General features: G+C 74.2%; 11 protein-coding genes. 10 read left to right on the top strand and 1 reads right to left on the bottom strand.

Annotated elements, in window-relative coordinates; all coding sequences use genetic code 11:
• Positions 1-45: 45 nt before the first annotated feature.
• From MCM47_RS36695 to mutM, 4 genes are read left to right on the top strand one after another with little or no spacing between them, the layout of a single operon-like run.
• A complete protein-coding gene (locus tag MCM47_RS36695) occupies positions 46-714 on the top strand; it encodes a DUF177 domain-containing protein (protein WP_238951357.1) in 669 nt (222 codons plus the stop codon).
• A 2-nt stretch (positions 715-716) separates the two neighbouring features.
• Positions 717-890 carry a 50S ribosomal protein L32 gene (rpmF, locus tag MCM47_RS36690; protein ID WP_030275709.1) on the top strand — a complete coding sequence of 58 codons (174 nt, stop codon included), beginning with the start codon at positions 717-719 and terminating at the stop codon, positions 888-890.
• Positions 891-910: 20 nt separating this feature from the next.
• Positions 911-1,702, top strand: a complete 792-nt coding sequence (gene rnc, locus MCM47_RS36685) for a ribonuclease III (RefSeq protein WP_238951356.1) — start codon at positions 911-913, stop codon at positions 1,700-1,702.
• Between the two features lie 52 nt (positions 1,703-1,754).
• On the top strand, positions 1,755-2,633 hold the full coding sequence (gene mutM / locus MCM47_RS36680; RefSeq protein ID WP_238951355.1) for a bifunctional DNA-formamidopyrimidine glycosylase/DNA-(apurinic or apyrimidinic site) lyase: 879 nt from the start codon (positions 1,755-1,757) through the stop codon (positions 2,631-2,633).
• Between the two features lie 10 nt (positions 2,634-2,643).
• Here the strand turns inward: mutM and MCM47_RS36675 are convergent, their stop codons facing one another.
• Positions 2,644-3,567, bottom strand: coding sequence for a hypothetical protein (locus MCM47_RS36675; RefSeq protein WP_238951354.1), 924 nt, complete (start codon positions 3,565-3,567; stop codon positions 2,644-2,646).
• 318 nt (positions 3,568-3,885) lie between these two features.
• Between MCM47_RS36675 and MCM47_RS36670 the strand changes: the two genes are divergently transcribed.
• From MCM47_RS36670 to ftsY, 6 genes are all read left to right on the top strand, one after another.
• Positions 3,886-5,259 (top strand): transmembrane domain-containing protein, encoded by a 1,374-nt coding sequence (locus MCM47_RS36670; RefSeq protein WP_238951353.1) that lies wholly within the window; start codon positions 3,886-3,888, stop codon positions 5,257-5,259.
• Between the two features lie 117 nt (positions 5,260-5,376).
• Positions 5,377-5,877: a helix-turn-helix domain-containing protein gene (locus MCM47_RS36665; protein WP_238951352.1), complete on the top strand. Its 501-nt coding sequence runs from the start codon at positions 5,377-5,379 to the stop codon at positions 5,875-5,877.
• Between the two features lie 35 nt (positions 5,878-5,912).
• Positions 5,913-6,212, top strand: a complete 300-nt coding sequence (locus tag MCM47_RS36660; protein WP_238951351.1) for an acylphosphatase — start codon at positions 5,913-5,915, stop codon at positions 6,210-6,212.
• Between the two features lie 444 nt (positions 6,213-6,656).
• Positions 6,657-6,860 carry a hypothetical protein gene (locus MCM47_RS36655; protein ID WP_238951350.1) on the top strand — a complete coding sequence of 68 codons (204 nt, stop codon included), beginning with the start codon at positions 6,657-6,659 and terminating at the stop codon, positions 6,858-6,860.
• A 191-nt stretch (positions 6,861-7,051) separates the two neighbouring features.
• A complete protein-coding gene (gene smc, locus MCM47_RS36650) occupies positions 7,052-10,606 on the top strand; it encodes a chromosome segregation protein SMC (protein WP_238951349.1) in 3,555 nt (1,184 codons plus the stop codon).
• A gap of 212 nt (positions 10,607-10,818) precedes the next feature.
• Positions 10,819-12,024 carry a signal recognition particle-docking protein FtsY gene (gene ftsY / locus MCM47_RS36645; protein ID WP_238951348.1) on the top strand — a complete coding sequence of 402 codons (1,206 nt, stop codon included), beginning with the start codon at positions 10,819-10,821 and terminating at the stop codon, positions 12,022-12,024.
• Positions 12,025-12,101: the final 77 nt, after the last annotated feature.

Genomic DNA, 12,101 nt, shown 5'->3' with positions numbered 1-12,101 from the left:
GGCGAGCAGCGCCGCGCATCAGTTTTCTCAGGAAGTCAGGACACCTTGAACCGCCTCGACCACCGCGACCCCCTCGTGTTCGACACGCACGAGCTGGGACGTCGCCCGGGCTCGCTGCGCAAGGTGTCCCGCACCCTGGAGGCCCCCGAGGGCCTCGGGATCATCGATGTGATCGGCGTCCCGGAGAACAGCGAGATCCGGCTGGACCTTCGCCTGGAGTCGGTGGTCGAGGGCGTGCTGGTGACCGGCACCGCCGAGACCCACGTCGAGGGCGAGTGCGTGCGGTGCCTGGAGCCCGTCGACTTCGACATCGACGTGGACTTCCAGGAGCTGTACTACTACCCGGAGTCCGACGAGCGCCACCGCGCCCGGACCGCCGGGACCGAGGACCTCGACGAGGACTCGGAGGAAGAGACTTACCGTCTGGAGGGCGACTTCTTCGACCTCCAGCCGGTGCTGCGTGACGCGGTGGTGCTCGCACTGCCGCTGCAGCCGGTGTGCCAGGAAGACTGCCTGGGCCTGTGCTCCGAGTGCGGAGCGCGCCTGAGCGACGACCCGGCACACCACCACGACGCCGTCGACCCCCGGTGGGCGGCTCTGCAGGGACTCTCCGCCGACCACGGCGACGAGGCCCGCGGCGACGCCGCTGATCGGCGGCGGGGAATCAAGAACAGCGACACCCGTGAGGGTCTCGCCGAGAACCAGGAGAAGTAGCCGTGGCTGTTCCGAAGCGGAAGATGTCGCGCAGCAACACGCGCCACCGCCGTTCCAACTGGAAGGCCGTTGCCCCGGCCCTCGTGGCGTGCGACCGCTGCCACGAGCCGAAGCTGGCGCACATCGCGTGCCCGAGCTGCGGCACGTACAACCGTCGCCAGGTCCTCTCGGTCTGATCGGCGGGGTGCACGGATCGATGTCGGACGGTAACTCCTCCCGCAAGGCGGCCACCGCCTCGAAGGCTACTTCGGGCGGCGGAAAGGCCGGCGGGCCGGCTTCGACCGAATACGACGTCCTGGAAGGGCGCCTCGGGTACGTACTCGAGCGCGCCCTTCTGGTACGCGCCCTGACCCACCGCTCGTACGCGTACGAGAACGGCGGGCTGCCCACCAACGAGCGCCTGGAGTTCCTCGGCGACTCGGTGCTGGGCCTGGTGGTGACCGACACCCTCTACCGCGTCCACCCGGACGTCCCGGAGGGCACGCTCGCCAAGCTGCGCGCCGCGGTGGTCAACTCGCGGGCGCTGGCCGACGTCGGCCGGGGCCTGGACCTCGGCTCGTTCATCCGCCTCGGCAAGGGCGAGGAGGGCACCGGCGGCCGCGACAAGTCGTCGATCCTCGCCGACACCGTCGAGGCCGTGATCGGGGCCATCTACCTGGACCAGGGCCTGGAGGCGGCGACCGAGTTCGTCCACCGCCTGTTCGACCCGCTGATCGAGGAGTCCTCTCAGCTGGGCGCCGGCCTGGACTGGAAGACCAGCCTCCAGGAGCTCACCGCCTCGGTGGGCATCGGGGTGCCCGAGTACGTGGTCGAGGAGTCCGGTCCGGACCACGAGAAGACCTTCACCGCGGCGGCCCGGGTGGCCGGCGAGGACTTCGGCAGCGGCGTCGGCCGTTCCAAGAAGGAAGCCGAGCAGAAGGCCGCGGAGAGCGCCTGGCGGGCGATCAAGGAGAAGTACGCCGACCGCCTGCCCAGCGGCGCCGCCTGAGCGCGCAGTACCCTTCCTCCTGCCCGTTCCCGCGCGCCGGAAGGCTGTCGAGGTGCCTGAACTCCCCGAGGTAGAGGTCGTCCGCCGTGGCCTGGCCGCCTGGGTCGCCGGGCGGACGGTGGCCGGTGTCGACGTGCTGCACCCGCGTGCGGTGCGTCGCCAGCCGGCCGGGGCGGCGGACTTCGCCGCCCGGCTCACCGGTACCGTGCTCGGCACCGCGCAGCGCCGCGGCAAGTACCTCTGGCTGCCGCTGGCCGGCGCCGGGGCGGGCTTCTCGCTGATCGGCCACCTCGGGATGAGCGGCCAGCTCCTCGTACAGGACCCCTCGGCGCCGGACGAGACCCACCTTCGGGTGCGGCTGCGGTTCACCGACGGCGGGCGCGAGCTGCGCTTCGTGGACCAGCGGACCTTCGGCGGCCTAGCGGTCGAGGAGGCCGAGCCGGACGACCCCGAGGGCACGCCGGTCTCCATCGCGCACATCGCCCGAGACCCGCTCGACCGGCGCTTCGACGACGCCGCGTTCGTCTCCGCGCTGCGCGCGCGGCGCACCACGGTCAAGCGGGCCCTGCTGGACCAGTCCCTGATCAGCGGCGTGGGCAACATCTACGCCGACGAGGCGCTCTGGCGCTCCCGGCTGCACTACGACCGCCCGACCGCCTCGCTGACCCGCCCTCAGGCCGCGCTCCTGCTGGCCAGCGCGCGGGACGTGATGACCGCGGCCCTGGCCGTCGGCGGCACCAGCTTCGACAGCCTCTACGTCAACGTGAACGGCGAGAGCGGCTACTTCTCCCGGGACCTGGACGCCTACGGCCGGGAGGCGGAGCCGTGCCGCCGCTGCGGCACGGCGATCCGGCGGGCCGCCTGGATGAACCGGTCCAGCTACTTCTGCCCCCGCTGCCAGCGCATCCCGCGCGCCCGCAGCGGGAGCTAGACGGCACCGGTCAGCTCTTCGCCAGTTCGGGCTCGGCCGGGGCGGCCGGCTGCGCCGGGCCGTGGGTGTCCTGGCCGAAGTAGGCGACGCCGACCGCCGAGACGACGGCGAGCAGGAAGCCGGCCACGCCGAGCCAGGCCAGGCCGTCCTTGGAGCTGTCCCCGAGCCACAGGACGCCGACCGCACCGGGCAGCACCGTCTCGCCGACCACCAGGGCGGCGGTGGCCCCGTTCACCGAGCCGATCTGCAGGGCGACGGTGTGCACGTACATGCCGCCGATCCCGCCGATCAGGATCGCGTACAGCGCCGGGTCGGAGAGCAGCGCGCCGAGCTCGAACGGCTCGATGCCGTTGAGGATGCGCACGCCGACGCCGAGCGCGCCGAAGCCGAGCCCGGAGAGCAGACCGGCGACGATCGCCCCGTTGGCGCCCATCCGCCGCACCAGCAGGCTGCCGCCGACCAGCAGCACGGTGGTGACCGCCAGCAGCCACCAGTGGAAGGACATGTCCGCGTGGTGGCCGCCCTCCGGTCCCGCCGAGACGGCGAGCAGCACCAGCGCCGAGCAGAGCACGCCGATCGAGGCCCACTCCAACTGCTTGAGGCGGATGCCGAGCAGCTTGATGCTGAGCACCGCGGTGATCACCAGGTTGGCGCTGATGATGGTCTGCGAAAGGAACAGCGGCAGCAGCCGCGCGGCCAGCGCGCCGAGCCCGAAGCCGATGAAGTCGAGCACCGTGCCGAGGATGAACTCCCAGGTGACGGCGGCCTTCGCGGTGGAGGCGAGGCTGGGCCCGCCGTGCGCGGTGGTGCCGGCCGAGGCACCCCCGGCGGCGGCCTCCTCCCTGGCGGAGCGACGCGATCCGACGGCCTGCAGGACCGAACCGGTGCCGTAGCAGGCGGAGGCCGCCACGGCGGTGACGAGGCCGATGAACACCCAGTGCTCCGATCGAGAGAAGGTCAGGAGGGGAAGGTCGGGAGGGGAAGGTCAAGAGAAGGTCATGGGAACCAGGTCCGGTCACCACTATGCCTGGTCCCGGGGTACGGTCGGGCCGCCCCGGGTTCCGTCCGGGCCCCGCCGGGTCGTACGTCCGGGCCGGCTGCCGGGTTCCCGCCGCGGGCGGGTTCAGGGGCGGGCGGGCGAACATCATCCCCGAGGAGGGGGCGGCCCCCGGCGGACGGTGGGGTCGGTGCCGGGAAGTGGTGCACGAGCGGTATGCCGTGCCGCGACGCCGCTGGCGGTAGCGTCGGTGGCATGAGAACCCTTGCTCCACGACGTTCCCGGAGCGCCGGGCCGCTGGCCCTGCTGGCGGCGCTGCTGGGGCTGCTGCTCCTGCTGGCCCCCGCGGCCTCCGCGGCCGGCGGGTTGGACGACGCGGCCGCCTCCCTCAAGCAGGGCCGGGTGTACGTCGACCCGGCGATGGCGGGCCGGTTCGGCCAGGGCCAGGCCGACGCCCTGACCGAGAAGATCCGCAAGGCGGACAAGCCGATCTTCATCGCGGTGGTCCCGGCCGCCGATCCGTACGGCGCCACGACGGTCTTCAACGACCTGCGGACCAAGGTCGGCATCACCGGTACCTACGGCATCTGGCGCGGCGACCAGTTCCAGGCCCGCTCGGACAAGGCGGCGCTGCCGAGCCAGAGCGCCGAGCGGATCGCCGGCGCGTCCTTCCGCTCGCACCCCGGCGACATCGACGCCGTCCTGAACGACTTCGTCGACACCGCCGCGCCGCAGGTGAAGGGTCATGGGGTGGACGGCGCCGCGGGCGGCGTCTCCACCGCCGCGATCGTCGTCCCGCTGGCCCTGCTGGCGCTGGCCGGCACGGGCGTGTTCCTGCTGTTCCGCCGGTCGCGGAAGCGCAAGGAGGAACAGCGCCGGGCCGAGCTGGAGCAGCTGCGCCGGGTGGTGGACGAGGACATCACGGCCTTCGGGGAGGAGCTCGACCGGCTCGACTTCGATCCGGGCGCCGCGGACGCCGACGACGTCCAGCGCGCCGACTACTCGCACGCCCTCGACGCGTACGAGCGGGCCAAGCGGAGCATGGACGGGGCGAAGGGCCCGGAGGACGTCCGGCCGGTCACCGAGGCGCTGGAGGACGGCCGCTTCGCGCTGGCCACGCTGGCCGCCCGGCGGGAGGGCAGGCCGCTGCCGGACCGCCGCCCGCCGTGCTTCTTCGACCCCCGGCACGGTCCCTCGGTGCAGGACGCCGACTGGGCCCCGGCCGGCGGCGCCGTGCGCACCGTCCCGGTCTGCCGGGCCGACGCCGACCGGCTGGCGGCCGGCCGGGACCCGGACGTCCGGACCGTCCCGACCGACCACGGCCCCCAGCCGTACTGGAACGCCGGCCCGGCGTACGGCCCGTGGGCGGGCGGGTACTTCGGCGGCTACGGCGGCGGCCTGCTGCCCGGCCTGCTGGTGGGCACCGCGCTCGGCTCGATGATGGGCTCCCCCGCGTACGCGGCCCCGGTCGACTCCGGCCCGGACTACGACGGCGGCGACCACTCCGGCGCCGACTACGACTCCTCCGACTTCGGCGGCGGGTTCGGCGGCGGCGACTTCGGTGGCGGCGGGGACTTCGGCGGAGGCGGCGACTTCGGTGGCGGCGGGGACTTCGGCGGAGGGTTCTGACCGGGCCGTCGCAACCGGACCCGCGGCGCCCGCCCGGTACCCACCGGGCGGGCGCCGTCGCGTCCGCGACCGACCGGGTGCGTTTGAGAATGCGACCCCGTGTGGCAGGCTGGCGCTGTGACCTCCAGCACGCCCCCGGCCCCGCCCGTCCTCCCCGGGCGGCCCTGCTCGATCGCCGCCGCGCTCCACGTGGTGGGGGAGAAGTGGGCACTGCTCGCCGTCCGCGAGCTGTTCTACGGCAACCACCGCTTCGACCGGATCGCCCGCAACACCGGTGCCCCGCGCGACCGGCTCACCGCCCGGCTGCGGGCGCTGGAGGAGGCCGGGGTGGTCGAGCGCCGCGCGTACAGCGAGCGGCCGCCCCGCTACGAGTACCACCTCACCGAGGCCGGCCGGGACCTCGCACCGCTCATCCACGCGCTGCGGGCCTGGGGCGACCGCTGGCAGCTGCCCGAGCACCCGGTCGGTCTGCGGCACGAGCCCGAGGGTCACGAGCCGCACCCGTACGATCCGGCGTGGGTCTGCCGCGGCTGCGGCGAGGAGACGCGGCGCGGGGAGCTGCGGGTCGAGATCCACAGCCCGGGGTGGACCGTCGAGGGTCCCGTCGCCGCACCGTGAAGCGGGTCACCTCCGCTGCGGATAGGGTCGGGCCCATGCACGGTCGTGAAGCGCACAGCGATGAACCGGTCCGGGTGACCGCCTGGGTCCGGGGGAAGGTCCAGCAGGTCGGGTTCCGCTGGTGGACCAGGGCGCGGGCGCTGGAGATCGGCCTGACCGGCTACGCGAGCAACCTCGGTGACGGCCGGGTCCAGGTGGTGGCCGAGGGCCTCGCGCTCGAGTGCGAGCAGTTGCTGGCCCTGCTGCGCGGCCCCGACACGCCCGGCAGTGTCAGCGGTGTGACCGAGATCTGGACCGCCGTCGGCTCCGGCTACGAGGGTTTCGAGATCCGCTGAGCCCCGCCGGGGCCCGCAGAGCCCGGTGTTCAGGCGGGTCCCGGCGGCTCGCGGACCGGGCGGGCACGAAACGATCGGCAACGGCCGGTGTCATACGGTTGCCATCGGGGCAGACTCGTGGTTGACTCCGCATCGAACGATGATCCACGAGCCCCGTTGGTGGACCGGCCCGAGGCCGCCCGGCGTGACCACACCGCCAGGCAGGTGACAGGGGCGCGGTAGCGTGCGGTGATCGTGTTGACCCTTTCCGTCTTTGGTGAGACGCTGGAAGCCCGCGCACACGACCGCGTTGTCCCGGTAGGTGTCTGCCCTCGTGAGCCCAGCTCACGGCGGTTGCGCCGTAGTGCCCAGCCAGCACTGCCGGTGCGCGCCGCGCGTGCGTCCCCCTTCCCCCTAGACCTGTACCGTTCCGGTTCGGTCACTCAGCGTGGAGGACCATTCATCATGGCAAAGGCGCTTCTCGGGTACGTCGGCGGCCCCGACCCGCGAATGCTCTCCGAGATGCGACGGCTTCAGCGGCGCGTCCAGGACCTCGAAGCGGAGCTCCTTCGGATGCAGGCTGAGAACGACGCGCTCACCGCTGTCGCTGACGAGCACTCGCTGCTCAACAGCATCGATCTGGACCAGCGGGAGCCGGCTCTCACCTGAGTCCCGCCCGGTCACCGAAGATCGACGCCGTTGTGCACTGAGCCGCCCCGCTAGGGACGCAGCTTGCAAGGGACGCCTCGTGGCGTCCCTTCGTCGTGTCCGGGGGCGTTCGCGCCGGTCATGGCCGGATACAGTCGCCGCGGGGCCCCTGGTCGGCCGAGGGCCCCGGCGAGCGAAGAGGAGTCCGGCGCGTGCACCTGAAGAGCCTGACCCTGCGCGGGTTCAAGTCCTTCGCCTCCGCCACCACCCTGCGGTTCGAGCCCGGCATCACCTGCGTGGTGGGGCCCAACGGCTCCGGGAAGTCCAACGTGGTGGACGCGCTCTCCTGGGTCATGGGGGAGCAGGGCGCCAAGTCGCTGCGCGGCGGCAAGATGGAGGACGTCATCTTCGCCGGGACCAGCGGGCGCGCCCCGCTCGGCCGCGCCGAGGTCAGCCTCACCATCGACAACTCCGACGGCGCGCTGCCGATCGAGTACGCCGAGGTGACCATCACCCGGACCATGTTCCGCAACGGCGGCAGCGAGTACGCGCTCAACGGCGACACCTGCCGGCTTCTCGACATCCAGGAGCTCCTCTCCGACTCCGGCATCGGCCGGGAGATGCACGTCATCGTCGGCCAGGGGCAGCTCGACTCCGTCCTCCACGCCGACCCGATGGGCCGCCGCGCCTTCATCGAGGAGGCCGCCGGTGTCCTCAAGCACCGCAAGCGCAAGGAGAAGGCGCTGCGGAAGCTGGACGCGATGCAGGTCAACCTCAACCGCGTTCAGGACCTGGTGGCCGAACTGCGTCGCCAACTCGGCCCGCTCGGCCGGCAGGCGAAGATCGCGCGGCGCGCCGCGGGCATCCAGGCGGACCTGCGCGACGCCCGGCTGCGCCTGCTCGCCGACGACCTCCTCGGTCTGCGCAGGGCCGTCGAGGCCGAGGTCGCCGACGAGCTGGCGCTGAAGCTGCGCCGCTCCACCGTCGAGCAGGAGCTGGCCCGCGCGATCCAGCGCGAGGCCGTCCTGGAGGCGCAGGTCCAACAGCTCGGCCCGGGCCTGGAAGCGGCCCGGCAGACCTGGTACCGGCTCTCCGCGCTGGCCGAGCGCACCCGAGGCACGGTCGGCCTGGCCGAGGCGAGGGCGCGGCACGCGGCCGCCGGCGCACGGACCGAGGAGCGGCGCGGGCGGGATCCGGAGGAGCTGGAGCGGGAGGCCGAGCGGGTCCGGGAGGAGGAGGCGGCGCTGGCCGAGGCGCTGGAGGAGGCCCAGTACGCGCTCGCCGAGGCGGTCGAGACCCGGGGCGAGCTGGAGCGCGAGCTCGCCACGGAGGAGCGGCGGCTGAAGGACGCCGCCCGGGCGATCGCGGACCGCCGGGAGGGCCTGGCCCGCCTCCAGGGGCAGGCCGCGGCCGCGCGCTCCCGGGCGGTCGCCGCCGAGGCCGAGACCGGCCGGCTCGCCGAGGCCCGGGACGAGGCGCTGCTGCGCGCCGGAGCGGCCCGGCAGGAGTACGAGGAGCTGCGCGCGCAGGTCGAGGGCTCGGCGGGGGAGGACGAGCGGGCCGACGCCGTGCACGAGGCGGCCCGCGAGCGCCTGGCCGCCGTCGAGCAGGACCTCGCCGCCGCCCGGGAGGCGGCCGGCGCCGCCGAGCGCGAGCGGGCCGGGCTGACCGCACGGCACGAGGCACTGGCGCTGGGACTGCGCCGCAAGGACGGCACCGGGGCGCTGCTGGCGGCCGGCGACCGGCTGGCCGGCCTGCTCGGCCCGGCCGCGGCGCTGCTGCGGATCGCCCCCGGCCACGAGACCGCCCTTGCGGCGGCGTTCGGCGCGGCGGCCGACGCGGTGGCGGTCGCCTCGCCCGGCACCGCGGCCGAGGCGCTGCGCCTGCTGCGCAAGGAGGACGCCGGCCGGGCCGCCCTGCTGATCGCCGGTGCACCCGAACCGTCCACCCCGGCCGGGCAGTTGCCCGCCGGAGTCCGTTGGGCGGCCGACCTGGTCGACGGCCCGGCCGAGTTGCGGCCGGCCGTGCGGGCGCTGCTGGCCGGGGTCGCGGTGGTCGGCTCGCTCGACGAGGCGGTCGCGCTGGTGGCCGCCCAACCCGCCCTGACCGCGGTGACCGCCGAGGGCGATCGACTCGGCGCGGGTTTCGCGCACGGCGGCGCGGGCGGCGCACCGAGCCTGCTGGAGACCCAGGCGGCGGTCGACGAGACCGCCCGCGCGATCGAGCGACTGGCCGGCCGCTGCGCCGCCTCTGCCGAGCGGCTGACCGAACTCACCGAGCTGCGCCGGGAGTCGGCGGCCGAGCTGGAGCGTCTTGGCGCCGACCGGCGCCGGGCCGAGAAGGAGCGGGCCGAGGTCGCCGGTGCGCTCGGCCGGCTCGGCGGGCAGTCCCGGGCCGCCGCAGGGGAGGCCGAACGCCTCACCGCGGCCGCCACCCGGGCGGAGGAGGACCTGGCCCGGCTGCTGGCCGCCGCCGAGGAACTGGCCGAGCGGCTCGCGGTCGCCGAGGAGTCGGCGGAGGAGGGCGAGGACGAGCCGGACCCGGCCGAGCAGCAGCGGCTGGCCGGCGCCGCGGCCGCCGCCCGGCAGGGCGAGCTGGAGGCGCGGCTCGCCGTGCGCACCCTCGAGGAGCGGGTGCGGGCGCTGAACGGCCGTGCGGACCAGCTGGACCGGGCCGCCCGGGCCGAGCGCGAGGCGCGGGACCGGGCGGCCGAGCGCCGTCGGCGGGCCGAGCACGACACCGGGGTGGCGAACGCCGTCGCGGCGGGAGCCCGGCAGCTGCTCGCCTGCCTGGAGGTGTCGCTGGCCCGGGCGGACGCCGGCCGGGCCGCCGTCGAGCAGGCGCGCGCCGAACGCGAGGCGGAGCTCAGGGAGCACCGGGAACACGGCCGCGAGCTCAAGGCGGAGCTGGACAAGCTGGTCGACGCCGGGCACCGGGACGAGGTGCTGCGGGCCGAGAAGCGGCTGCGGATCGAGCAGCTGGAGTCCCGGGCCTTGGAGGAGTTCGGCATCGAAGCCGGCGAGCTGCTCGCCTCGTACGGCCCGGACCGGCTCGTCCCGCCGTCGGCCGCCGACGGCGCCGCCGGGGACGGCCGGGAGGCCGGCGAGCCGCGCCCGTACGACCGGGCGGAGCAGGAGAAGCGGCTGAGGGCGGCCGAGAAGGCCTTCCAGCAGCTCGGCAAGGTGAACCCGCTGGCCCTGGAGGAGTTCGCGGCGCTGGAGGAGCGGCACCGGTTCCTCGGTGAGCAACTGGACGACCTCAAGCGGAGCCGGCGCGACCTGCTGGACATCGTCAAGGACGTGGACGAGCGGGTCGAGCAGCTGTTCACCTCGGCGTTCCACGACACCGCGGCCCAGTTCGAGGGCGTCTTCGCACGGTTGTTCCCGGGCGGGGAGGGCCGGCTGGTGCTGACCGACCCGGAGTCGATGCTGACCACCGGCGTCGAGGTGGAGGCCCGCCCGCCGGGCAAGAAGGTCAAGCGGCTCTCGCTGCTCTCCGGCGGCGAGCGCTCGCTGACCGCCGTGGCGATGCTGGTGTCGATCTTCAAGGCCCGGCCCAGCCCGTTCTACGTCATGGACGAGGTGGAGGCTGCGCTCGACGAGACCAACCTGCGCCGGCTCGTCGCGATCATGGAGGAGCTGCGGGAGAGCTCCCAGTTGATCGTGATCACCCACCAGAAGCTCACCATGGAGTCCGCCGACGCCCTGTACGGCGTGACCATGAAGGGCGACGGCATCTCCCAGGTGATCAGCCAGCGCCTGCGGTAGGGCGGCCGCGACCGTCCGGGGTTCGCGGCGGGCCGTCCGCCCTCCCCGGGCGGCTCCGGGCACCGGTGCGGCCGGGCACCGGGGCGGCCGGGCATCGGTGTGGCCGGGCACCGGGGCGCCCGGGCATCGGTGTGGTCCGGGGAGGTCCCGGGGCACCGGTGTGGCCCGGCTGCGGTTCATCCGGAGCCCCGTCACGGATACTGGGTTCCGTTATGGAATACGTGATCCTTGCCGTAGTCATCGCCGTGGTCGCCATTGCCGCGATCGCCGGCCTCGTCGTTTCCGGCAGACGACGCCAGCAACTGCCCCCGAAGTCGCAGGCGCCGGTCATCACGGCGCCCAAGCCCACCCCGAGCGAGCCCCAGGTCGGCGAGGAGGCCGCGCCGCCGACCGAGGAGCCCCGCCGCACCGTCGAGGAGGTGGAGCTTCCCGAGGCCGAGGCCGTGACCGTCCCCGAGACGGTCGAGGAGGAGGCCCCGGCCCTCGAAGTCCCCGAGCCCACCGCCGGCCGGCTCGTCCGGCTGCGGTCCCGGCTCTCGCGTTCGCAGAACTCGCTCGGCAAGGGCCTGCTCTCGCTGCTCTCGCGGGAGCACCTGGACGAGGACACCTGGGAGGAGATCGAGGAGACCCTGCTCACCGCCGACGTCGGCGTGGCCCCCACCCAGGAGCTGGTCGAGCGGCTCCGCACCCGGGTGAAGGTGCTCGGCACCCGCACCCCGGAGGAGCTGCGCGGGCTGCTGCGCGAGGAGCTCGTCGAGCTGATCGGCAAGGACGCCGACCGCACCGTCCACTCCACCAAGCACCAGGAGGGCCCGGCGGTCGTCCTGGTCGTCGGCGTCAACGGCGTCGGCAAGACCACCACCACCGGCAAGCTGGCCCGGGTGCTGGTGGCCGACGGGCGCAAGGTGGTGCTCGGCGCGGCCGACACCTTCCGTGCCGCCGCCGCGGACCAGCTGCAGACCTGGGGCGAGCGGGTCGGCGCGCGGACCGTGCGCGGCCCCGAGGGCGGCGACCCGGCCTCGATCGCGTTCGACGCGGTCAAGGAGGGCATCGCCGAGGGCGCCGACACCGTCCTGGTCGACACCGCCGGCCGGCTGCACACCAAGACCGGCCTGATGGACGAGCTGGGCAAGGTCAAGCGGGTCGTCGAGAAGCACGGCCCGGTGGACGAGGTGCTGCTGGTGCTGGACGCCACCACCGGTCAGAACGGGCTGATCCAGGCCCGGGTCTTCGCCGAGGTGGTCGACATCACCGGCATCGTGCTGACCAAGCTGGACGGCACGGCGAAGGGCGGCATCGTGGTCGCGGTCCAGCGCGAGCTGGGCGTGCCGGTCAAGCTGATCGGTCTCGGCGAGGGCGCGGACGACCTGGCGCCGTTCGAGCCGGGTGCCTTCGTGGACGCGCTGATCGGGGACTGAGCCCCGGCCGTCACCGGTGAAAGGGTCCGCTCCGCGAGGGGCGGGCCCTTCGTCGTACCCGCTGCCGTACGGCGGGG

Origin of the sequence: Kitasatospora sp. A2-31, assembly GCF_022288725.1 — a bacterium.
Taxonomy (GTDB): domain Bacteria; phylum Actinomycetota; class Actinomycetes; order Streptomycetales; family Streptomycetaceae; genus Kitasatospora.
Note: the sequence above shows the minus strand (reverse complement) of the source record. Positions and strands in the feature narration are given on the sequence as shown.

Coding starts and splice junctions, on each gene's coding strand:
- rnc (WP_238951356.1), top strand. CDS start 911: ATGTCGGACGGTAACTCCTCCCGCAAGGCGGCCACCGCCTCGAAGGCT.
- MCM47_RS36670 (WP_238951353.1), top strand. CDS start 3,886: ATGAGAACCCTTGCTCCACGACGTTCCCGGAGCGCCGGGCCGCTGGCC.
- MCM47_RS36660 (WP_238951351.1), top strand. CDS start 5,913: ATGCACGGTCGTGAAGCGCACAGCGATGAACCGGTCCGGGTGACCGCC.
- MCM47_RS36655 (WP_238951350.1), top strand. CDS start 6,657: ATGGCAAAGGCGCTTCTCGGGTACGTCGGCGGCCCCGACCCGCGAATG.
- ftsY (WP_238951348.1), top strand. CDS start 10,819: ATGGAATACGTGATCCTTGCCGTAGTCATCGCCGTGGTCGCCATTGCC.